This window comes from Clostridium sp. CX1, from assembly GCF_025398335.1.
Classification (GTDB): Bacteria; Bacillota; Clostridia; order Clostridiales; family Clostridiaceae; genus Clostridium_AM; species Clostridium_AM tanneri.
In genome coordinates, this window is the sequence record NZ_JAODOO010000016.1 from 17,672 (window position 1) to 41,052 (window position 23,381).

25 protein-coding genes are annotated in these 23,381 nt (G+C 31.7%); 3 read left to right on the plus strand and 22 right to left on the minus strand.

The window, feature by feature from the left end; genetic code table 11:
* Nucleotides 1-18: 18 nt before the first annotated feature.
* From N4T77_RS15780 to N4T77_RS15790, 3 genes are all read right to left on the minus strand, one after another.
* Complete coding sequence (locus N4T77_RS15780; RefSeq protein ID WP_261672797.1) at nt 19-981, minus strand: ketopantoate reductase family protein; 963 nt, start codon at nt 979-981, stop codon at nt 19-21.
* A 281-nt stretch (nt 982-1,262) separates the two neighbouring features.
* Nucleotides 1,263-1,853 carry an ECF transporter S component gene (locus tag N4T77_RS15785; RefSeq protein ID WP_261672798.1) on the minus strand — a complete coding sequence of 197 codons (591 nt, stop codon included), beginning with the start codon at nt 1,851-1,853 and terminating at the stop codon, nt 1,263-1,265.
* Nucleotides 1,854-2,109: 256 nt separating this feature from the next.
* A complete protein-coding gene (locus N4T77_RS15790; protein ID WP_261672799.1) occupies nt 2,110-3,630 on the minus strand; it encodes a hypothetical protein in 1,521 nt (506 codons plus the stop codon).
* Between the two features lie 232 nt (nt 3,631-3,862).
* Between N4T77_RS15790 and N4T77_RS15795 the strand changes: the two genes are divergently transcribed.
* Nucleotides 3,863-4,069 (plus strand): heavy-metal-associated domain-containing protein, encoded by a 207-nt coding sequence (locus tag N4T77_RS15795; protein WP_261672800.1) that lies wholly within the window; start codon nt 3,863-3,865, stop codon nt 4,067-4,069.
* A 157-nt stretch (nt 4,070-4,226) separates the two neighbouring features.
* Here N4T77_RS15795 and N4T77_RS15800 read toward each other — a convergent pair whose 3' ends face one another.
* From N4T77_RS15800 to N4T77_RS15840, 9 genes are all read right to left on the minus strand, one after another.
* Nucleotides 4,227-4,739, minus strand: a complete 513-nt coding sequence (locus N4T77_RS15800) for a dihydrofolate reductase (RefSeq protein WP_261672801.1) — start codon at nt 4,737-4,739, stop codon at nt 4,227-4,229.
* Between the two features lie 115 nt (nt 4,740-4,854).
* Nucleotides 4,855-5,856, minus strand: coding sequence for a DUF4352 domain-containing protein (locus N4T77_RS15805; protein ID WP_261672802.1), 1,002 nt, complete (start codon nt 5,854-5,856; stop codon nt 4,855-4,857).
* A gap of 234 nt (nt 5,857-6,090) precedes the next feature.
* Nucleotides 6,091-6,927, minus strand: coding sequence for a YjjW family glycine radical enzyme activase (locus tag N4T77_RS15810; protein WP_261672803.1), 837 nt, complete (start codon nt 6,925-6,927; stop codon nt 6,091-6,093).
* A gap of 72 nt (nt 6,928-6,999) precedes the next feature.
* Nucleotides 7,000-8,496 carry a YjjI family glycine radical enzyme gene (locus N4T77_RS15815; protein ID WP_261672804.1) on the minus strand — a complete coding sequence of 499 codons (1,497 nt, stop codon included), beginning with the start codon at nt 8,494-8,496 and terminating at the stop codon, nt 7,000-7,002.
* 132 nt (nt 8,497-8,628) lie between these two features.
* Nucleotides 8,629-10,449, minus strand: coding sequence for an ABC transporter ATP-binding protein (locus N4T77_RS15820; protein WP_261672806.1), 1,821 nt, complete (start codon nt 10,447-10,449; stop codon nt 8,629-8,631).
* A gap of 26 nt (nt 10,450-10,475) precedes the next feature.
* On the minus strand, nt 10,476-12,236 hold the full coding sequence (locus N4T77_RS15825) for an ABC transporter ATP-binding protein (protein ID WP_261672807.1): 1,761 nt from the start codon (nt 12,234-12,236) through the stop codon (nt 10,476-10,478).
* Between the two features lie 140 nt (nt 12,237-12,376).
* On the minus strand, nt 12,377-12,640 hold the full coding sequence (locus N4T77_RS15830; protein WP_261672808.1) for a hypothetical protein: 264 nt from the start codon (nt 12,638-12,640) through the stop codon (nt 12,377-12,379).
* Nucleotides 12,641-12,707: 67 nt separating this feature from the next.
* Nucleotides 12,708-12,863, minus strand: coding sequence for a hypothetical protein (locus tag N4T77_RS15835; RefSeq protein WP_261672809.1), 156 nt, complete (start codon nt 12,861-12,863; stop codon nt 12,708-12,710).
* Between the two features lie 415 nt (nt 12,864-13,278).
* Nucleotides 13,279-13,554 (minus strand): hypothetical protein, encoded by a 276-nt coding sequence (locus N4T77_RS15840; RefSeq protein ID WP_261672810.1) that lies wholly within the window; start codon nt 13,552-13,554, stop codon nt 13,279-13,281.
* Nucleotides 13,555-13,692: 138 nt separating this feature from the next.
* Here N4T77_RS15840 and N4T77_RS15845 point away from each other — a divergent pair, with 138 nt between their 5' ends.
* The gene (locus tag N4T77_RS15845) at nt 13,693-13,857 is read left to right on the plus strand and encodes a hypothetical protein (RefSeq protein ID WP_261672811.1); all 165 of its coding nucleotides are present in this window, start codon (nt 13,693-13,695) and stop codon (nt 13,855-13,857) included.
* A 93-nt stretch (nt 13,858-13,950) separates the two neighbouring features.
* Here the strand turns inward: N4T77_RS15845 and N4T77_RS15850 are convergent, their stop codons facing one another.
* From N4T77_RS15850 to N4T77_RS15885, 8 genes are all read right to left on the minus strand, one after another.
* Nucleotides 13,951-14,148: an alpha/beta-type small acid-soluble spore protein gene (locus tag N4T77_RS15850; protein WP_261672812.1), complete on the minus strand. Its 198-nt coding sequence runs from the start codon at nt 14,146-14,148 to the stop codon at nt 13,951-13,953.
* Between the two features lie 204 nt (nt 14,149-14,352).
* Nucleotides 14,353-15,159, minus strand: a complete 807-nt coding sequence (folP, locus tag N4T77_RS15855) for a dihydropteroate synthase (RefSeq protein WP_261672813.1) — start codon at nt 15,157-15,159, stop codon at nt 14,353-14,355.
* Nucleotides 15,160-15,279: 120 nt separating this feature from the next.
* The gene (locus N4T77_RS15860) at nt 15,280-16,056 is read right to left on the minus strand and encodes an aminotransferase class IV (RefSeq protein ID WP_261672814.1); all 777 of its coding nucleotides are present in this window, start codon (nt 16,054-16,056) and stop codon (nt 15,280-15,282) included.
* Between the two features lie 17 nt (nt 16,057-16,073).
* Nucleotides 16,074-16,283: a hypothetical protein gene (locus N4T77_RS15865; RefSeq protein WP_261672815.1), complete on the minus strand. Its 210-nt coding sequence runs from the start codon at nt 16,281-16,283 to the stop codon at nt 16,074-16,076.
* 106 nt (nt 16,284-16,389) lie between these two features.
* Nucleotides 16,390-17,739 (minus strand): aminodeoxychorismate synthase component I, encoded by a 1,350-nt coding sequence (gene pabB / locus N4T77_RS15870; protein WP_261672816.1) that lies wholly within the window; start codon nt 17,737-17,739, stop codon nt 16,390-16,392.
* A 36-nt stretch (nt 17,740-17,775) separates the two neighbouring features.
* Nucleotides 17,776-18,372, minus strand: coding sequence for an aminodeoxychorismate/anthranilate synthase component II (locus N4T77_RS15875; protein ID WP_261672817.1), 597 nt, complete (start codon nt 18,370-18,372; stop codon nt 17,776-17,778).
* A 320-nt stretch (nt 18,373-18,692) separates the two neighbouring features.
* Nucleotides 18,693-19,484: an arsenite methyltransferase gene (gene arsM / locus N4T77_RS15880; RefSeq protein ID WP_261672818.1), complete on the minus strand. Its 792-nt coding sequence runs from the start codon at nt 19,482-19,484 to the stop codon at nt 18,693-18,695.
* Between the two features lie 194 nt (nt 19,485-19,678).
* Nucleotides 19,679-20,032, minus strand: a complete 354-nt coding sequence (locus N4T77_RS15885; RefSeq protein WP_261672819.1) for a carboxymuconolactone decarboxylase family protein — start codon at nt 20,030-20,032, stop codon at nt 19,679-19,681.
* Nucleotides 20,033-20,249: 217 nt separating this feature from the next.
* On the opposite strand from N4T77_RS15885, the gene N4T77_RS15890 reads away from it, so the two are divergent.
* On the plus strand, nt 20,250-20,669 hold the full coding sequence (locus N4T77_RS15890) for a hypothetical protein (protein ID WP_261672820.1): 420 nt from the start codon (nt 20,250-20,252) through the stop codon (nt 20,667-20,669).
* 220 nt (nt 20,670-20,889) lie between these two features.
* Here the strand turns inward: N4T77_RS15890 and N4T77_RS15895 are convergent, their stop codons facing one another.
* Nucleotides 20,890-21,885 (minus strand): ABC transporter substrate-binding protein, encoded by a 996-nt coding sequence (locus N4T77_RS15895; protein WP_261672821.1) that lies wholly within the window; start codon nt 21,883-21,885, stop codon nt 20,890-20,892.
* A gap of 15 nt (nt 21,886-21,900) precedes the next feature.
* Nucleotides 21,901-23,316 (minus strand): [FeFe] hydrogenase H-cluster radical SAM maturase HydG, encoded by a 1,416-nt coding sequence (gene hydG / locus N4T77_RS15900; RefSeq protein WP_396125145.1) that lies wholly within the window; start codon nt 23,314-23,316, stop codon nt 21,901-21,903.
* Nucleotides 23,317-23,381: the final 65 nt, after the last annotated feature.

The following is a 23,381-nucleotide window of genomic DNA, read 5'->3' on the forward strand; positions in this document are numbered from 1 at the left end:
CTTACTCCCTCCATAAGATTAGTGAGGATTTAAATTAGTTATGTAATCCTCATAATAATCACCACCTAAATACTGATTTTCCTTTGCCTTTATAAGATTATAAAGCACCTGATTTACCGGTGTCTTAATCCAATATCTTTTACCCTCCTGTACAATAGCACCATTTATTGTATCTATTTCTGTTTTTCTCTTATTTAAAATATCTTGGAGCATAGAGGATTTATTATTTGCAGTGTCTATAGCAACCTTCATAACCTTTTCTACAGTTTCTGCTTTATTGAGTTTTATACCTGCAGCTTCTGCAACATCTACCGCCTCTTCAATAGCCATTGTCATAACTGTTCTTGTATCTTCTTCATTCAAAAGTTCTCCGTTCTTTACTTCTAGTATAGCTGTAAGAGCATTTATCCCTGCGTTAACTATAAGCTTTTTCCATACAAGTTCCATCACGTTATTTGAGATTATAGTATTAAATCCTGATTTATGTAGTAATTTACTGATAGCATCTATGCTATTACTTTTGTTGCAACCTACCCAGCCTATACAAGTGTCCCCTCTTCCTGCATGACTGATTTTTCCTGGGCCTATCATGATAGCACCATGGGATGTTATTCCTGCTATTATGTCATCCCTTTTAACATATCTCTCTATCTGCTCAATATTGCCATATCCATTCTGTAAACTCATAACTAAAGTATTAGGGCCTAGAAGATCCCTATTATTCTCTACGACCTCCCTTGTTAAGGTAGACTTAACAAAAACTATTACTAAATCTACAATACCTATCTCAGAAGCATTTGTAGTTGCTTTAGGGTAAGTGATTAATTCTCTATCTTCTTCTTTTATAATAAGACCATTTTCGTTTATTTTATCTATATGCTCCTGCCAAATATCAACCAGATACACTTCTTCACCAGACTTTGATAGATATCCACCATATAAACTGCCCATAGCTCCTGCACCAATTATAGCTATCTTCATTTATAATACCCCCCACCTTGAATTATTGTATTTATAGCCTAATACAATTTCTTCAATACCTTCTTTTCATACTGTTGAAGATCAGAATCGGCACCTTAAACTTGGTCATCTTTTTCCCTCCTAATATTCTACATTGCGGAATTCAATTCTATATAATAGAATTAATTTTTCACTGATATATAAATATGCTCTAAAAAGACTAAAAATTACTTTTTTATAAACAGAAAAAGACATAGTTTAGAAGTAATTACTCCTAAACTATGTCTTTCTTTAATTTTAATTTATCTTCGTCTTATTTTTGAAACTGCAGTTATTACTGCTGCAGTAATTATTACTGATAAAATTGCCTCTGGAATTCCGTTAGTTGCACCAACAGCTATTATTCCTTTCTTTGCACCACTAACGCTTAAATGAAGTACCTTTGCGTAAGGTTCAAGATAAATAGCATATATCATTCCAAGAACTCCTATGGTATTTGTAAGAGAACCAACTGCTGCTGCAACTGCTATATTTAAACTTTTAACATTTGTTTTCACAATCCTATAAGTATAGTAAGCGGTTAAAGCTATAAGCACCCTTGGTACTACCGCTACCAATGGATTCATAAAGATAAAGGATACTGGTGTCGGTGTTGTAATGGCTTGTACCATACTGAAGATACCGAAAATTAATCCTACCATTGCCCCTACTACCGGTCCTTCTAAAATAGCACCTATAATAACAGGCACATGTAGTATAGTTGCTTTAACTGGTGGAATTGGTATAAACCCTAGTCCAGTCACTCCTAATATAATGGAGATAGCTGAGAGCATACCAATTACAGTAAGCTGTCTTGTTTTAAATTTTACTCCTGTTCTTAATCCTTTTTCCATAATTCTTCTTCGATATTATTCCTTAATGGATATAATTCGAAATTCCCTCCTTTATAAAATGTTGTTCAGTTTCTTAAAGAATACCGACGTTTTAATTTTACCACTTTTATAGGGAATTTCAATATTACTTTCAAAGTAATAATATTCTTAGTTTTTGAAAAAATTATTTATTTTTTAATTAGCTTTAGATTAAAAGGATTTTTAACCTAAAGCTAACCTTAATCAATATCCACATTTTCTTAATCCTAGAAAAAAATTAATTTCTTATCAAAGGAAATCCTTCCTTAAAGTATTCCTTTGGATATAGTAAGTCTATTACTTTCTCTTTCTTGCACCTTCCATGTTCCATAAATACATCAGGTACGCCCTTTAAGGATACTCTTACATTTTGTATATTAAATATATCGCAAACATTTTCTATGCATTCTACTACCTGACTATTACCGCTTTCCTTTACATATCTATTTAATTCTTCCCCTCTTAACCAATCTTCATTGCCTCTATAATTTTCATCAAAATTTACTACTGTACATTTTAGTTTACTTCTATCGTTTCCTGATATAGATGACATGAAAAAGGTTTTTACCATAATATCGTCTAGTGGTAAGCTATATCCAGCAAAAATTATGTGCTTTGCATTTTTCATTAGTAATCCCATCTCTGTTTTTATTTCTTCTAAGGGAGGTATACTTCTTTTTTTTGCTAAAGTCTGCATTATTAGAGGCATATCATAAGGGTAGGTTACTTGACCACAATAAGGACATTCTATGGCCCCTCTCTTGTACTTAGCCTCCTTTTTTGTCTTGTATTTCCAATTAATTTGTAATTCTTCACATACAGATGGCCCAAAAACTTCTGTTGATAATCTGTCCCACCTACTGCCAAAGGTAGTTATATATTTACCACATTCTGGACATATTCTTGATCCAAATACTCCGTGAGGAAAAAGTATCTTTCCTATTCTAACTATCCTAGATGGATATTTATAATCATTAACTCTCTTGCACTGAGATTCATCTGCAGTGTACCATATTTCTGATTCTGAACTGTCCATTTCTGTTGAAGTTATTTTACTTCCAAAATCATCAAATAGCCTCAATTTTAGTCCGTCTCTTAAATGAACTGGATTATCATTTTCTTCCTTATGGGCATTAAATATATTCCATAACAGTATCGGGTCCCAGTTAAAGGATATAATAGCATAAGAGTAAAGGTAAAATCTCCTAGCATCCCGTTTATACCCTCTTTTCTCAAAGAATAAGGCCTCTTCTCTCATAAGCTCTGTAAGTACTTTAGAAAATTCGTAGTAAGAACTTACACTAAGTTCATCCATATACCCTGGTGACTTCTGCACACTTATTCTTTCCAGTTCTTCTATAAGTAAAATCAAGCATCTTTTCGCTGCTTTTATTCTATCAACCCTTAAAAATTCAGTCTTCCCATTACAAAAAGCATTAAAACCCATATCATTATCTATAAGTTGATCAAGCATTGTAAAAAGCTCATGCATATTTAATTTAGTATTTGTCTTTAAAATAGTTTCTAAAGCTTTCAAATCATATATTTTTGAAAGCCTAGGATCCTTTATTAAATCTTCAGTTACTAATTTTTTAAAAGCCTTTTTTAATTTTTCATCTTTATTTTCTAAAAAGGAAAAATCATTATTATTAATTTTAATTACTAATTGAATTAACTCCTTAGTGGCGTAAAGACCTAAAGATTTAGTAGCTCCAGCACCCCATAGTATCACTGTTTCTGGCCAATATTTCTCCGGCATACCTTTGCCCCCTTATTAAAGAAATCCGCTTTAAAATAATCTATGCTTATACCTTACAATTATGTGTAGAATTTATTTGTCTTATGCTTATTATAGTTTTCTCTATTTTTAAGTTAAGCAAATAATTTATTGGAATTAAATTAGCTACCTTTTCAAATACTATGGTAGATGAAGAATTACTAGCTTAAGATTATAATTTTACTAAAATAACATTCTGAAAGGAGACTTTTTTATGAAAACAGTTCACTACAATGTTTCTGGATTAGCTGGTTCTCAAAGCAAGACTAAGGTGAAAAACGCCTTAGATAAAATAGAAGGCATTCAAATGGTTGCAGTAGATTTGAGTAGAGGTTCTATAGAAATAGATTATAACGAACCTGCAAATCAAATGGAAATTGAAAGATGTATAAAAAATACTGGATATGACATAATAACTTAATGTAAAAAACTTTAGGCTATCCTTATATAAAATAAAAGTAGTAGTTACTAAAATTTCAGTAACTACTACTTTTGCTAAAACTCTTAAATATGACTAATAGTTAAAAATACTACCCTTTTTAGAAGCACTCATGTTGCCCTTAATGGAACTATGCTGGTCAATTAGAAGATATATTACAAATCCGCTGCAATATCAAAAATCTATAGCTATACCTATTCTCCTCATCAACTATTCCCTCTTCTTCCATAAGTATCTTCCACTTATTTTCCTCATATTTAGGAAAATAAGTATCCCCCTGAAACTCTTTATCTATTTTAGTTATATACATTTTCTCGGTAAAAGGAAGTAATAAAGCAAAAATTTCTCCTCCACCTATAACAAAATATTCTCTAGTATCTTCTATTAATGGAGTTAACTCTTCTATACTGTTAATGACCGTTACTCTATTATCATTTATCCTAAAATTTTTATCTCTAGTAATGACAATGTGATGCCTGTCTGGCAATATTTTAGGAAGAGATTCAAAGGTTTTTCTGCCCATTATCATAGTTTTGGTCCCTTTTGTTGTAATTTCTTTAAATTTTTCTAGATCTTTTGGTAGGTACCAAGGCAAAGCATTATCTTTTCCTATAGTACTATTTTTGTCCATTGCTACTACGTAACTAAGCATTATTATCCTCTCCCTTACGTGAAACAGTTTACCCATTGTCTTTATTATACTCTGCCAGCAAATATAATACCACTATGTTACTTTAATTTCACATAATCTCATATAGATTAATTATTTAATTTAGCTTAAATCTCAATGCTGGCTTTGTATCTTGGTTATATATAAGGGTTAATTGAGGATCATCTTTAGGAACCTCAAATGTTAAAGTTCCATCAACCTCTCCTCCTGGTATTAATCTTCCTGAATCTAGTCTTCTATCAAAAGCATTTGTAGCTAAACCCTTGATTTGACCTTTAGAGTTTTGTATTTGGTAGTAGGCTTCATTGTAATCTATATTGCTATCCTTACTTAGATTTCTTTCCTTCACTGTGACTATTAGGAATTCGTCTCCAATCATAGGTTTGACATAATCATCACCTAGGCACTTTTGTACTTTATTTACTTTTACTGCTACATTGCCTGTTCTAGCTTCTTCTCCTACTTTGTAAACTCCAGAATTATTCCTGGGATTTATAGTCATCTTCCCACTTTCTAATGTGCCTAATGACTTAAACAAGTTACCTGTCATAGCATTTGAAAGACTTTCATCTGGATTTATAAGCCACATTTTTTTATCCTTACTTTTGCTTAATTTTATATCCACCTCACTAGTTGTCATAGGGATATTTCCTTCGTTAAGTCTTTTGCTATAATAGTCAATAATAGATTTATTTACTTTTTCCTGACTAATTTCCTCTCCTTTTGCTGCATTATTAAATATGGTTGGAAATAATTCTGTTACAAGTTCTCCACCTATACTATTCAAATCAGGAGCAGTAACTTTAGTTTTCACTATAGTTGTGTCACCGTGATTAGTAGAAGATAGTATCTGATAGGTTGTTTTTGTAAACACTTGTTTAGCTAACTTTTCATGCTCTGGTTTAGTAAATTTTAGCCCACCTTTATCTATAGAAGTATTTCCATTTAAGTATTTTGAGGCTGTTTCTATATCAGACTTTTTTAATGCATCAAAAAACCCCTTTATAGTTGTATCCGGATTAGCAGAACATGCTGAAAGAGGAAATACAATTATAAAAACCATAGTAATATATAATAGTTTTTTAAATGCCTTTATCATTATTGTACCTTACCTTTCTAAAACTATAATTTGTTAATTATTATTTATCCGATGACTACCCGCTCTAATACTCCCTCTTCTCCAAGAGGGAGTATTAGAGCGGCTACGTCCCTGGATTCGTTCAACTAAGGAATCAGGTGGGTTTGAAAACCCACCTGATTCAAGTTTCACTTCATTAACTTATATTTTTGACAATAATGACAAATATTAATACAGCATCTAAAAATTTATATATTATATTACCAATACATTCTTACATCCGTTTTTTTCAGCGACAAGCTTAAGTTCTTCCATCATTCCATCTGTAGGCTGAGTTGAATTTATCTTATCCAACCTAACTCCTAGAGGTCTATACTTTATAAGCTTGTATCTTATTTCAGGGTTTAAGGATGCTATCAGTTTACTGATTTCATTTACGTTATTATAATTATCCAAAACATTAGGCACTGCTACTGTTCTTACTTCATAAAGCTTATCAATGCTAGCAAGATATTTAGCGTTTTCTAATACAATATTATTGTCCTTTCCTGTAAGCATCTTGTGTTCTCCACTATCAAAGGACTTTATATCTAGCATAACCTTGTCCATAGACTCTGTAAGCTCTTTATTTTTTCTAAAATCCGTTGATCCATTTGTATCAACGAATACTGTAAGACCAAGCTTTTTCACCTTATCAAATAAATCTACTAGAAATTCAGCCTGAAGAGTACACTCTCCCCCTGACACTGTTATTCCTGATATAAAAGGCTTAACCTTTATTATCTCCTTCAGTATTTCTCCTACACTCATTCTTTTTTGTTTTGGCCCACAGCTATTTTTACATACTCTTACACATTCATCACAATGTTTACATTTATCTTCATTCCATACTACTGTATTTCCTACCATGGATATAGCATCGAAGTTGCAGCTAAATAGGCACGTTCCACAATTTACACATCTTTTTATAGTTTCTGGATTGTGGCAATATAGACAGTCAAAATTACATCCTTGAAAAAAAATTGCTGTTCTATTTCCTGGTCCATCTACTGAACTAAATGGAATAATTTTATTTACAATACCTTTAAGCATTATTATTACCTTTCTATTTCAATATTTTCTACATAGCTAACTTGAAAATAACTACAATTCATTCCCCTTGATCTATAGAGTTTCTCTTACTTTTCTCTCTAATATTCTAGAGTTTTTAACTGCACCAAGACCTAAAACCACTGTATCCTGAAGCACCTGTTCTCCTCTATTTAGCTTTTCTATATCTGATTTCTTAACAAGATATCCAGTTATTCTTATCACGTCACTGTCAGAGGAATATAATGAGAAATATCTCATTCCCTCATTAAATGCACCTTTTATTATATCTAGAACTGCATCAGGATTGTTCCTCGCTGTAGCTTCAAATGGAAATATGTCACCAATACCTGAAGGAAAGTACTTATGAAATTTAGCACTTTGAAGTAGATGTGCATATAGTTGAGGTTCCTCTCCTATAGGTATTCTACATCCTGGGCTTGTTCCGTTATCCGTTTCAATACCTACCTGTGCATGAAGAAGAAAATGCCCTTTTGTTATTCCGCAGTACTTATTATTTCTACTATTAACAACTTGGTACATTTTATCTATAATTTGAAGACCTAAAGAATTAGCCTTCTCACTATGACCAAATCTATCCTCTTGCTCTACGGCACCTAAGAGACTATTTACGCATTCTGCCAATCCAAACATACCAAACATAGCAGTAAACCTATCCTTGTAAATTAGTTCTTCTTTTGCTAGGAAATTAGACTGGAAGAAACCACTTTCATCTACTATAAATCTTATTCTTTCACCCATATAATCTGCCATCTTTTTCATAGTATCTGGCAAAATTTCATTTAAGAAAACCTCTACACTAGATGCCTTTTTAGCTAAAGCAGCTAAGTTTAACCTAACTAAAGTATAACTTCCTCCTCCAATATAAAGTCCATTGTAACAACTAGCTATTGAGTAGTTATATGGTTTAAATTCTTCAGAAAACATCTCATGATTTGCAAAGCTAGGCTTAGCTGTAACTAAAGCCGTCTTTACAGCTTCTATCGCGAAATCCCTTGGTGTTTCTTTGCTGTATTTTAGTGTAATATTAGGTATGGCAGTTTGAAGTTCCCTTTGCACCTCTAATATTATCTTTCCTGCTTTACTTTCCTTAGGCCCAATATTTGCATGGCAGAAGGAATCTGTAATAGTTCTATCTATATGAGTTAAAAACAATTTTATTGCCTTGTAAGCCTCTTTTTCATCTTCTATAAAAGGCTCTAATAACTCATCAATGTTTCCTATATATACAGGCATTGATGTTATAGAAGGGACATGCTTGTATAAAATTAAAAGGTTATTAACTGCCTCCCAAATATCTTCAGCAGGCTTTAATCCTAAAAACTCACTGCCCTGCTTCATAAACTTTTCATAATCTGGCACTATATATCTTGGTCTATAAGGTGCATTTCCCTCATTTAAATCACAAATTATTCCCTCTTCCCTTAGCTTTTGCACATCCTCGCTTATATTTAAAACCTGTAATGATGCTTCTGCTTCACGTGCAAGAGATAATACCTTTTGCTCATAAGTTAATACTGTATCTTTTATTATATTTAGGATGTTATTCAAATTTATCAACTCCTATTTATTTATTCGATTATATTTTATAACTATAGTGTTCTTTTTGCAAACCGTTTCTTTTTCCAATTCTAAGTCTAGGAATTTTCATAGTAACTATTCATAAAACTATATTTTTCAGTTCTAAATAATACCCTTATACTGAAGCTTATATAAATTACTATAAAATCCTTCTCTCTGCATTAGCTCCTGATGAGAACCTATTTCCACAATCTGGCCTTTATCTAGTACTATAATTTTATCTACATTTCTTACGGTAGACAGTCTATGAGCAATTCTAATACTAGTCCTGCCATTCATCAACTTTTCCACTACTTGATGTATAGTTGCTTCCGTTTCTGTATCAATATTTGAGGTAGCCTCATCCATAACCAATATAGCCGGATTATGTACTAAAGCCCTTGCAAAGGATAAAAGCTGTCTTTGTCCCATAGAAAATTCAACCCCCTTTTCTTTAACCTGATGCTTATAGCCCTCGGAAAGATTTTCTATAAAATAACCTGCATTTACATACTCTGCCGCCTTTTTTACATCATCTAGAGAGATATCTTCACTATATAATCTTATATTTGTTTCTATATCTCCCGCAAATAAAAATACATCCTGAAGAATCAATCCTATGTTTTTCCTTAAATCTTCCTTTTTTATATTTTTTATACTTATGCCATCAATTAATATTTCTCCCCTTTGATGCTGATAAAATCCACAGATTAAATTTATTATACTGGTCTTACCGGCTCCAGTAGTTCCAACAAAAGCTGCAGATTGCCCCTTTCCAATATTAAAGGAAATATCTTTAAGCACCCAGTTTGTACCTTCATAAGCAAACCATACATTTCTAAACTGAATTTCTCCTTTAACTTCACTCAATTTTTCTTCTTTCTGTGGTTGTTTTTCCGTTTCTTCATCTAATAAATCGAAAATCTTTTCTGCAGAAATCATGGAACTTTGATAAGTATTATACTGGTCTGTAAGCTCTATAATTGGCTGAAACAATCTATTTATGTAATTTATAAAGGCATAAAGAGTTCCAACTTCTATTGTGCCCTTAACTAGAGCTGTACCTCCATAAAGTAAAATTAGAGCAAGGGATAGAGTTTTAACTACGTCCATAAAGGGTCTAAATACACCAAAAAGTACAATTTGTTTCAAACTGGAATCGTAAAAATCCTTATTAATATTGTTGAACTCTTCATATTTTTTATTTTCCATATTAAATATCTGAATTATTTTCATACCTGGTACATTTTCCGATATGAAGCTGTTAATAAGAGCAAGCTTAGCTCTTATTTCTCTAAAGACTGACTTTGCTCTTTTTTTGAAGGAAAGGGTAGCTAAAAACATTAGCGGAGTTACTAAAAGACATATCACTGTAAGTGTAGAGTTCAAGTTTATCATAACAACAATTATGCCTGACATTATAAATACATTCTGAAGAAAACCAATTCCCACATCTGTAAACATATCATTTAGGGAATCTGTATCATTTGTAACCCTAGTTACAATCTTTCCTACAGGGTTTTTATCAAAATAAGCCACAGGGAGCTTTTGCAGATGATTAAATATATCCTCTCTTAACCTCATTATAATTTTTTTCCCTGTGCTTTGTAGAATATAAGCTTGAAAATAACTTAGAATAAACTCCAAAAGCATTAGTGAGAAATAAACAAAGGCTAAAATCTTTATACTGTTAACAGCACTATTCACAGGTATAGACTTATCCAAACCTCTCTTTATATAGCTATCTATAGCAACTTTTATTATGTAAGGTCTAGCAAGACTTGCAGCAGATACTATAAGAATTAGCATCAATGATAACAAAAATCCCTTCCAGTGGGGCAATATATACTTCATAAGTCTTTTGGTCATTTTAGAATTATTTTTTTTAACAACTTTTTCACTATCAGCTGTGTTATATTCTAATCTTCTAGAATTTTTTCTCATGCTATCACCCTGCCCCCTTAGGTATGTTAATTACTTTCCTCTAAAATCTGTTTTTTGTACATCTCGTAATATAGTCCACCTAATTCTATAAGGTCATTGTGGGTTCCTCTTTCTGCAATAGAACCTTCATCCAACAGGACTATTTCATCTGCATATTTTATAGTTGAAATTCTATGAGAAATTATTAGACAGCTGCAGCTTTTCATAATATCTTTAAGTTCTTTTAATATTTTACTCTCCGTACTTGTATCCACTGCAGATAGACAATCATCCAGAATAAGTATAGATGGATTTCCTATTATTGCTCTAGCAATAGAAATTCTCTGTTTTTGTCCTCCAGATATATTTACTCCCCTCTCGCCTAGCACCGTATTGAATCCATCTGGAAAATCCAGAATGCTTTGGTATATCTGACTTATCTTTGCTGCCTCTTTTATCTCTTCCATACTATATTCCTTTTCTGAAAAAGCAATGTTATCTTTAATAGATTGAGAAAAAAGGAAATTATCTTGTGGTACATATCCTATAGAGCTTCTCAGAGTCTTTAGGGGAATTTCTGTAATATCTATACCATCAATTAAAAGCTGTCCTTTTTCCAGAGGATTATAAAGTCTTAATACTAGGTTCGCCAAGGTAGATTTGCCACTACCAACCTTCCCCACTACCGCCGTTATCTTACCCTTCTTTAGAGATAAATTTATATCTTTAAGAACAGGTTTCTGTTCATTACTATATCGAAAAGTAAGATTTTTAAAATCAACTGTTCCTTCTAACTTAAAGTCTTCTCTTTTAATTTTATAATTCACTGCCTCCTCTTTAATGCTGTCAAAGACTTCAGACTTTTCGCCAAAAAGCTTTTCAATCCTTTCCATAGAAGCCCTTCCCTTTTGAATTACATTGACTATAGAACCTATAAACCTAATAGGCCTAACTAAAACACCTATATAACTATTTAATGCAATGAAATCTCCTAAGGTTATTTCGCCTTTTAGCACCAAAGTGGAGCCGTACACCAATACAATTAAATATGAAGCTGATGTCAGGAATTCAGTTAAAGGATAAAAAGCTCCCCAGGTTTTAACTAATTTCATGTTAATTTCATAGTTTGCTCTATTCACCTTTTTGAAATTTTCTATTTCCTCCTTCTCTTGCACAAAAGCCTTTATTACTCTTATCCCTGAAATATTTTCCTGAACCTTAGTAGTAAGATTACCAAAGGATTCCTGGACCATCTTAAATCTCTTGTTTATAATTATACCAAAATTACCTGCTATTAATATTAATAAAGGAAATGGTAAAAAGGCTATTAATGTGAGCTTAATGCTTATGGTGTTCCCCATAGTAATAAGACTTAAAATCAATAAAAATAATGTATCTATTATTAGGTTGACTCCTCTTCCTAATGCCATTCTTACTGCGGAGACATCATTTACAGAAAGAGCCATAATATCTCCTGTAGTATTTTTATTAAAAAACCTAGTAGAAAGCTTTTCCAAATGATTAAAGATATGATTCCTCGTTTGATATTGAAATAGCAATGATGCACCCATAATTTGAAGTCTTGTTAGATAGTTTAATCCAAAGATAGCCGCTGCAACAGCTACTACTAGCGATGAGTACATGACAACTCCTCCTGTGCCAATACTGCCAAGTTGAACACTGTCTATGAGTTTTCCTGTAATTTTAGGTATAGTTACTTGGAGTACATTTATAAGGAGAAGAGCTATAGCTCCTTTCACATATCGCTTTTTGTTCTCGTATAAAAAAGATTTAATTTTTCCTGTCAATAAAATCACCAACCAATTTGTTTCTTTAATTATAATGATACAACATAATTTATATAGCTTAAATAAAAATAACAAAAAAGAGCCTTTAATTATTTTAGTAAAAGCTCTTTTTTACTGAGTAACATTTTAAACATAGACATTTATAACATGGAACTAAATGTAAACTTTCTATCACATTCTGCACATTGAAAATATATTTCATTCTTCTCAACATCTTTGCATACTTTAAAAATTTCGCCTCCGCATTGCCTGCAAATGGTTGGAACATTTTGATTCATCTCTCTATCATATTTTTCACAGGTTCTACATTCTGTACATATTAGAACAACTTTAAGCCTTTGTACACTTATTTTAAACCTATTTCCTACGCAACCTTCTTTTTTACATACTACAGTATTTACCATATTAAATCCCTCCTACTTTTACATATTCAGAAGGATAGAACTTTATGCATAAAACCCTACTTATACCTTAGCTTTTGATATCTTCCTCAAGTCTATTTTTAGATGCATTATCCTTTTTTACTCTATATAAACCTAGATTCTCAGAACCATAAGACATCATAAGATCTAAATTTTCCTTTATACTTCTTCCAAGCATCCTTTCTTCCTTGTCCTTACTTTCCACAGTGCGTCACCTCCAATAAGTACTTTATTGTAAATTGTTGTTTCACTAATATTATATGTTATTATAATTGCTATTAATGAAGTATTTTATGGCAACAGCAAGTTTCTACGAATTTAATAAGCACCTAGAGATACCTAGGTGCTCACTATAACTATTTTGGAAAATTGGTACTGTATTGCCACTGTAGTCCCTGTAGTAAAACATACTCCATCTTCCATAATATTTTAACACTACTCTTAATAAAGGTATTATCTATTAAAATTTCTTTTTTATAATTATTGACTCTTTTTAACTTTTAATTCAATAAAGTCGTTAATTAAATTATTATCTTCTTACAATATAATTGTTAAATCTAAAAACCCCGCAGGATTATCCTACGGGGAGTATAATAAACTACCTTATATCATTATCCTAGCTAGCATCCCTTAACAAATTCTATAGTTCCGCCTGCTTGTTTTAAGGAATTTACAATAGAATCTAGTGCAGCACTGCTGGAATTACCTCCTAACAGTGGAATTCTAATTACCAAACTTATGCCTCTAGGTGAGGATATTTCTAAAAGATTTGCTAGTCTAATTATTGTTCCTGGTGGTATTTCAATACAAATTAAAGTTCCTCTTTGCTCACAAGGTCCTTGAGTATTATGGCCTTGATGTCCTTGGCATCCACCTATTCCTGTTAAATCCATCATCACGTTCACCTCCTTAGTCTTTACACTAATATAATATTAAATTCCTTAAAAACTGTTACTAGAATTAGTCTAAATTATCTGCTAATGAGAATTTTTTATTATTTAGCGAATATATTTATTCTAGGAGGTGGTGTTCCTTTGAACATAGCATTGGTTACTACGGTAGGAATATTAGGACTAATACTCTGCCTTTCAACAGTAGGTTTGCTAATATACAGCTTGATACAATTTATACAGCTCTCAAACCTAGCCATTAAAGCTTTAAATATATATATCGAAAAGAATGATAAAAACACCTCGTAAATATTACGTACCTATATAATTCTATTAAATTTTATCATTAGAAAAAGTCAGATAGTAGATGACCTATCTGACTTTTTCCTGCTTAATCATATGTTATTTTAAACCTTGCTCATAAGCTTCAACCATTTTTTTAACCATGTTTCCACCTATTGATCCAGCTTCTCTTGCTGTAAGATCTCCATTATATCCTTCTTTTAAGTCTACTCCTACCTCTCTAGCAGATTCCATCTTAAACTGATCTAATCCTGCCTTTGCCTGTGGTACTAATACTCTATTTCCTCTATTTGCCATAAGTTAATTCCTCCTTTTAATTTCTTTTTATTAATTTTGTTTATCCTTTGTTGTACTTAAATTATATGTAATTTTCAAGTTATTACTCTATTAAATTAAATGAAAAATCTCCAGGTGTTATCAGTATTGACACATTATATCTAATTTCATTGTAAATTATGGCGTAAAAAAAGCTTTTGGACACAATTCCAAAAGCATTCTTCTTTATCTTCTTACTATAGCATCTGTCATAACAGCTGCTCTATAATTTTCTTTTACATCATGAACTCTTACAAAATCACAACTTTTTATAATTCCTATAACGGTGGTAGCAACAGTTCCTTCAACTCTCTGATCTACTGGAAGGTCTAGAGTGTTGCCAATGATTCTCTTTCTGGATGTTCCTAGCAGCACAGGATATCCTAATGTAGAAAGTTCCTCTAAATGATTCATAACCTCTAGGTTTTGTTCATGTGTTTTACCAAAACCTATTCCTGGATCTGTCATAATATTTTCTGGCTTAACGCCTGCTTTTAAAGCAATATCTATACTTTCTCTTAAATCATTTAATACATCTTCCATAAGGTTATTATAATCGGTATTATCTCGGTTATGCATTAGACAGCAAGGAACATCATATTTTGCTGCTACTTCTGCTATATATGAGTCCTTTTTAAATCCCCATATATCATTTATTAATGAAGCTCCTGCCTTTATTGCTTCTTCTGCTACTGCCCCTTTGTAGGTGTCAATAGAAATAGGTACATCAATTTCTTTTACCAAAGCTTTTATTATGGGAACAATTCTACTTATTTCTTCTTCTGTAGAGACTTGTGTATGTCCAGGTCTTGTAGATTCTCCGCCTACGTCAATAATATCTGCTCCTTCTTCTATCATTTCCTTTGCATGTCTTATTGCTAAATCAAAGTTATTAAATTTTCCTCCGTCAGAAAATGAGTCTGGAGTGACATTAAGTATACCCATGATATAAGTTTTTTTGCCGATTTGAAAGTCTTTCTTTCCAATTTTCATTATTTTTGTCATCTCTCTTCTGGTTTTTTCTGTAGCAAATAATTAAGCTAACTACCAGAACTCCCCCCTTTTTGTTGTTCTTATAAGCTTTAATATCATAGTAGGAATGCACTATTTTACTTATTTTTTTGTTTCTGTGCAATCCATAATGCCTACAGCTTGTTCATAATTTCTTCTTATTACTTCTATAATACCACTATTTCTCATAATCTTTCCACAAACTTTTGTAACACTCATTACTCCCATAAGGCTATTAGTTAAAAAAACCTCATCTGCTTCCTCTAAATCCTCTTTAGTAAATTGACCTTCTGTTACATCATAATTACTTACTATGAAATTTCTTATAGTACCATTAAGTAATCCACAGTCTACAGAGGGTGTATAAATTTTTTTATTCTTTATAAAAAAAACATTAGATATACTTCCTTCTGCTAGTTTTCCATTAGTATTAAAAAATAATACCTCGTTATATCCTTCTTTAATACAATTTTCATGTTCTAAAATATTTTCTAAGTAATTTAAAGACTTTAAATAGGTAAGCCTTGAAAAAGGATTTCTTTTTATAGAACTTATGTTAACGTTAAATCCTTTTTTATATTGTTCTTCACTGTAATTATTTTTTCTTGTGCTATAAATTGTGTTCTTTTCTGTAACAACTAGCTTTAATACAGAGTTTCTGCAATTTAGCTTTTCCACAGCATCTAGAACTTGTTCTGGACTTACTTTTTTATCTATTCCTATAATTTTAAGACCCTTATTTATCCTATCTAGATGCTCTTTAAGAAAAATAGGTTTTTCTGTCACTAGCATAGTCTCAAAAAGTCCTCTTCCGAAATAAAGCCCAGTATCAATATTTACTTTGTTCTCCCTTACCATCTCTCCGTTTAAAACAATCATTTCTATTCCCCTTAGAGTTATGCTAATTTTTCCTTTAGTTCTTCTAATTCAGATAAAGCTCCCATTTTTGCATAAAATTCTATTTTTTTCTCTACTAAGTTTTGTTTTTCATCCATAGAACTTACTTCTCCAACATTTTTTAAGAATTCAAATAGTTCCTCTTTTTCATTCTCAAGTATATTAATCCTTCCACTGATATATTTTAAAATCTCATCCATCTCTCTCATTTTTCTCGCTCTCCTTTAATCAATAAATTTTATTTTAATTTGTTAATAGTTTATATCTTCTTAAAAATTAAAAATTAATAGATTTATTTAAATAACCAAGAGAATATTATAGTACTCTCATGAGAGCTTTTGCCTTATCTATAGTTTCTTCATATTCAGCTTCCTTTATTGACTCCCATGTAATTCCTCCACCTACTCCAAAATAAGCTTTTCCATCCTTCATCAAAATAGTTCTTATAACTATATTTAAATCTGCATTTCCGTCAAAACCTAAGTAACCTATAGCTCCTGTATATATATTTCTTCTTGTTTCTTCTAATTCCTCAATAATCTCCATTGACCTAATCTTTGGTGCACCAGTTATGGAACCTCCGGGAAAACATGCTTTTATGCAATCTAAAGCAGTATACTTATCTTTAAGTTCTCCCACTACCGTTGATACTAAGTGAAAGACTGTACTATACTGCTCCAATTTAAACAGTTCTGTAACCTTTACGGAATTAGGTTTACATACTTTACTTAAATCATTTCTCTCTAAATCCACAATCATTAAGAGTTCTGCCTTATCCTTTTCACTATTCATTAGTTCAACTTTATTTTTTAAATCCTCCTCATTATTTTTGCCTCTAGGTCTTGTTCCCTTTATTGGTCTTGTTTCAACCATATTATTTCTGACCTCTAAAAATCTTTCCGGTGATGAAGATACTATGCTAAAATCTTCAACATTTATAAAAGCAGCAAAAGGAGCAGGATTTATGTGCCTTAAATCTCTATAAACTTCATATGGAGATCTTCTAGTTTCACAGGAAAATCTTTGAGTTAAATTTGTTATATAAATATCTCCGTTTCTTATATATTGTCTAACCTTCTCTACAGTATCTATATATTCATCTTCCTCAAAATTAGAATAAAACTTAGTAGTCCTTTCCTGTAAGTCTACATACTGAACCCTTTTTCCTGCCAAAATTCTACCTTTTATATCATTTATACTTTCATTTTTTTCTTTTAGTATCCCTACTGCAGTGATATAGATTTTCTTTTGTAAATTATCTACTATAACAGCGTTATCATAGAAATAAAAATAACAGTCCGGTATTTTTATTTCCTCTTTTGACATACTAGGAATCCTTTCAATACTCCTTCCTAAATCATAGGAAAAGTAACCCATAGCTCCAGCTATATAAGGAAGTCCTGTATCATTATCTACCTTATACTTGCTAATTAGCTTTTTAAGCTCCTCAAAAGGTTCTCCTTCAATTCTTTCATTATCTATAGTACAAATCTTATTCTTATATTTAAATATAGAAAAAGGATTTAATCCTATAAAGGAATATCTCCCCAATCCTTCATAATCCATTCCACTATCTAAAAGAGTAACTGTTTTATCCTCTTTAAATAAAGAGTAAATATCAAAGCCATCTAATTCAGTTTTTATTTCTTCAATTAAAGCCTTCATGCATTTCCTCCCAATTATTTCACTCTTTTGTAATATTTATAATTCCACTTTCATACTATTGAATTCCTTAGCCTCTTCTAAAAAGTTCCTCAACATTTCATGACCAAATTCGGTGAGTTCTGCTTCTGGGTGAAATTGTACTCCTTCAACTAAGTACCTATTATGTCTAAATGCCATTATAACTCCATCGGAAGTTTCTCCGGTTACTACAAGACAACTTGGAAGAGTTCTCTTATCTACTATTAAGGAGTGATATCTAGTTACCTTTACAGGATTTTTTAGTCCATTAAATACTCCTTTATTGCTATGGTAAACATCGAAAATTTTTCCATGTACAGGTTCCTTTCCCTTGACTATTTTTGCTCCAAAGGCATAACCTATGCTTTGATGTCCAAGACATATTCCTAGTATAGGAATTTTACCGCTAAACTCTTTAATCACATCTACGCAAATTCCTGATTGTTCTGGCGACTTAGGTCCTGGTGAAATTATAATTCCCTCTGGATTCATTCTCCCTATATCTTCTAGGGTTACTTCATCATTTCTCACTATCTTAACATCTTCTTTTAGTTCTTCTAAGTATCTCACAAGGTTGTACACAAAAGAATCATAATTGTCAATCATAAGAAACATTAACTTTCACTCCTTACCCCTACCTTTGTAATTACATATGTTTATAAAACTTATAGCAATAAAAATTATACAATTAAAATAACCACTAGTAAAATCGTTTCCAAAATATTGTTTAAATACATTATATCATCTTATCTGTATTATTGTTATAAATTTTCTAACAATTATAACAATATATATGTGAATTTTTAGTTTTATCTAGATAATTTTATAAAACCAAATTATTTGCAATGATATAAATTAAATAATTTGAAATTATTTAATAAAAAAAAGAGAATAACTAATAGCTATTCCCTCCTAATTTGACCTGTTCCCTATTCTTAAATCTTTGATGCCTTAATAGATGCAGACATGATATATTCTCCAACTTTAAGATTATGTCCCCACTTTTCCGCATATTCCTTTGATACTTCACTAGTTTCTATACTTATATCACTGAATCCTGCCTTTTCCAAGAATGCCTTTAACTCTTCAACTGAAGATGCACCGGTAACTCAGCCGCAGTAAAGCTTTTCATCCTGCTTCATTTCTTCTGTAAGTTCTTTCATAAGTACTATATCAGAAATAGCAATTCTTCCTCTTTTCTTTAATACACGATAGGCTTCATTATACACTCTTTGTTTATTAGGAGATAAATTTATGACACAATTAGATATAATTACATCTGCTGTATTATCTGCTACAGGAAGATTTTCAATTTCTCCCAATCTAAAGTCTACATTTTTGTATCTATTTTTTCTAGCTAAAATTCTTGCCTTAGTTATCATTTCTGGAGTCATATCTACACCAATTATGTACCCATTAACTCCAACCTTTTTTGAGGCTAAAAAGCAATCAAAGCCGCCTCCACTTCCTAGATCTATAACTGTTTCCCCTTCTTTTATATCAGCTAGTAACTGAGGATTTCCACAGCCAAGCCCCATATTTGCACCTTCTGGAGCCATCTCTATTTCCTCGTTAGAATATCCTATCTTGCGAGATATTTCCACTGAAGAATTCTTTAAAGAAAGACTATCGCCACAGCATCCAGATTTTTTTACATTGGCTACAGCTATCTTTTTATAGCTGTCACGAACTACATTTCTAATGTCTATTTTTTTCAAGTCACTCATCCTGTACTCCTCCTTAGCTTTTCTATAAGTATATTATAACCTAATTAAAGTTTTCTGCCATTACTAACTTACTGTCATAACTCGGAGCAAACTTAGCTTTATATTGCTTATCTTTAAAATATAGCTTTTAAAATATCATCCATATAAAAATAAGCTATGTGCCTTTAACACATAGCTTTGCTTTGCATACTTGTCTATTTAAAATCCTTTTCAAACTCATCTATTGAATCCTTTAATAAAGTTACGCTGTACGCCATAGATGGACCTCCACCAAAACCTACAGCTACCATAGATGCTTCCATTATTTCTTCTCTTGTTGCACCAGCTTTTAGAGCATTATAAGTATGAACAACTATACAGTATTCACATCTATTATATGCAGCAATTCCTATGCTTATAAGCTCTTTTGTCTTCACATCAACTACACCTGATGCTCCAGTAACTCCTGCAAGATTCATAAAAGCACTTACTTGTTCTCCATTAGTTTTTGCTACTTCATTCATACCTGACATAAAATCATTAAGTATTTCTCTTGGGTTCTTTGCCATAGTAAATTCCTCCTTAATTCCCACGATAGTAATTCCAAGTATAACAATTGCTTCTATATATTTCAATATTTATAAGAAAAGGTTATGAACATACTGGTTATTATAACAAAATATTATCTTTTCCTTTCATTATGTCAATTAAGTAGGGATATATTTACAAATTTCAAGTTATGCTATATGATTATAGTATAAATGTTGTCGAAAGGGGTTAACAAACATGGAAAACTGTTTAATTGCGGCAGAAACCTATTATAAAGATTTAGATGAGTATAAAAGCGATGTTGATACTGTTATACAATACATGATTTCTAAAAAGGAAAGATTAGTCTTTGCTGTGGTTGCAGAAAAATCTGGTGTAACACGGTTTGTAGTAAGAAAATATCCTGAGTTAAGGAATTATATACTAACAAGAATGGTATATTATAAAGAACTACAGGTAATAAATCAAAAAATAGATAGAGCAACTAACAATTTAATAAAATCAAATAAAAGATTAACCTTTATGTCTATAGTTAAAAAGTGTAGATATAATTTAGAGATTATATACGAAAATCCATATATTAAAGATAGAATTCGAGAAATCTTGGTTCAAAACAGTGGTAGATATACACCCTCTAACTCCAGGATGGAATTATAATTATTAGTAAAAAACCTAGCCTGAAATAGTAAAAGATCAAAGCCATAAAAAACTTATAACTTTGATCTTTATCAAACCTATATAACTACATTTCTATAAGGCTCCTTCTGCTTCTTTATCCTAAGTTGAAACCTTCGTCCTTAATAGATTTAAACCTAAAATAATGAAAAAAATAAACTATAAGTAGCCTTCTACCTATAGTCTATTTTTATTAAAACACTTACTTTGAAATATCCTTTATTAGACTTTTAATGTCTACATTCTTACTAAGCATTCCATTTTCCTTTAAAAATTGCTGAGTTTTTTCCAATTCCTCAATATCCTTAGCTGTAATACTAGGGTTAAAATCATACCAGCTATACATATCTATAACCTTATCTACGGAAAGACCTGTTTCTTCAGATGCTAACTTATAGGTTTCCTGTTGATTACTTTTCATAAATTCCAAACTCTTATTATGGACACTCATATATGTTTTTGCTATTTCAGGATGTTTGTCTAATAATTCTCCTCTGGCTGCTATTACAATAGTTGCATCTAGTATACCCTCTCCTGTAGTTATAACTCGTGCACCCTTTTCTATAGCTTGAGGTACTGCTGGTCCTGCTACTAGCGCTGCATCTGCACTACCTGACATCATAGCAGAAACTCCTTGGGGTATTCCCATATTTATAAACTGCACATCTTCCACCTTAAGGCTTTCTTTATTAAGTGCTCCTAGCAGCAGCTGATGAAGTATTGTACCCTTTGGCCCAACAACCTTTTTACCTTTTAAATCTGATAATGTTTTTATTGAAGGATCCTTAGCCATTATAGTAAATGCCTTTGGCGCTCTGCTATACATACCTATAATTTTAATATTTACCCCATTAGCAGCAGCTAAGATAACAGAAGTAGCCCCTATTGCATTACAGAAATCTAATGAACCAGCTGCAACAGCCTCTGTCATCTTAGAGCCTTCTGTAATTTCATGATAACTAACCTTAATATCCTTCTTAGAAAATTCTTCTTCAAACATATTTTTCTTTTTTTCAATAATAGAAGGTACATTTAATGGTGCCTTTACATAAGAAATATTTACATTACTAACTTTATCTGAGGTCTCTTTATTATTTGATGTACTAGCTGTACCTTGGGACTTATTACAACCTGTGAAAGTTGTAGTAGTTATCAGAATACAGCTAAAAATTATTCCTAGCTTTTTTAAAATCTTCACTGTTGCTCTTCCCTTCTAAAATCTTAAATCTCGTTCTCCCTTTTCTATCCTTGCAAGCTTTTCTATAGTTTCTTTTTTAACTCTTTCATCTGGAATATCCATTAAATTCTTTTCTATAGTTTCTGCTCCAACAGCAAGTAATTCTTCATCTGCATAGTCTATTAAATATTCTTTAAAAGTCAATAATGCATTAGGCAAACAGAAATTGTGAATAGTGCCGCTCTTTGCAAACTCCATAAATCTGTCACCAGTTCTTCCTGCTCTATAACAAGCTGTACAGTAGCTTGGAACATAACCAGATTTGCAAAGATTTTTAAGAATTTCAGCCGGCGTACGGTGATCCGCTACTTCAAATTGAGGTTTTTCATCTGAATGTTTTAGCGCGTTGCTTTCTGCATAACTTCCTACTCCCACGCAGGAGCCAGCACTTATCTGTGATATACCTACAGATATAACCTTGTCTCTAAAATTTGCTTCCTCTCTAGTTGAAAGAATCATTCCAGTATAAGGGACTGCTAATCTTAAAACTGCTACTATTTTTATAAACTGCTCATCAGTGATTAGGTGAGGAAATTCTTTAAAATCTACTCCATCTGCAGCTCTTAATCTTGGCATAGATATAGTATGAGGGCCAACTCCTGTTGCTTTTTCCAAGTGTTCGGCATGCATAAGCATTGCTACTGTATCATACTGATGATCGTATAGACCGTATAGCACGCCAATTCCTACATCATCAATTCCGGCAGCCCTTGCCCTGTGCATAGCAGTAGTATGCCAATTGTAGTTATGTTTTGGTCCTACTGGGTGTAACTTTTCATAAGTTTCTTTATTATAGGTTTCTTGGAAAAGCGTATATGTTCCTATTTCTGCATCTTTTAACCTCTTATAGTCCTCTACAGTAGTAGCTGCAATATTAATATTTATACGTCTTATACTGCCATTCTTAAATTTCATAGAGTAAATAGTTTTAATACAATCGATTATATAATCTAGAGAACAGTTAATAGGATCTTCCCCTGCCTCTAACACTATTCTCTTATGTCCTAATGCCTCTATATACTCTACCTCTTGCTTTATCTCATCCATAGTCAATTTTCTTCTTGGGAAATCCTTATTAGTGCACTTATATCCACAATATTTACAGCCATTAACACAATAGTCGCTTACATAAAGTGGTGCAAATAAAACTATTCTATTTCCATAGATAGTCTCCTTTACCTTTCTCGCAGCTTTAAACATTTCCTCTAATATTTCTTTATCTTCAATATTTAGTAATACTGCTGCTTCTCTATGTGTAAGACCTTTGCATGCCTTCGCCTTTTCTATAAGTCCTACTACATATTCTTTATCCTTGACTTTTTCTTTTCCTTCTTCTATAGATTCTCTTATTTCAGAATCTATAATGAACTCTTCTGCTAAAAATTCTTTCATCATTTTACCCCCCAATTTCTTCTAGCTTGGAATGGAGAATCAGAAACTTAAAACTATAGAAAAAC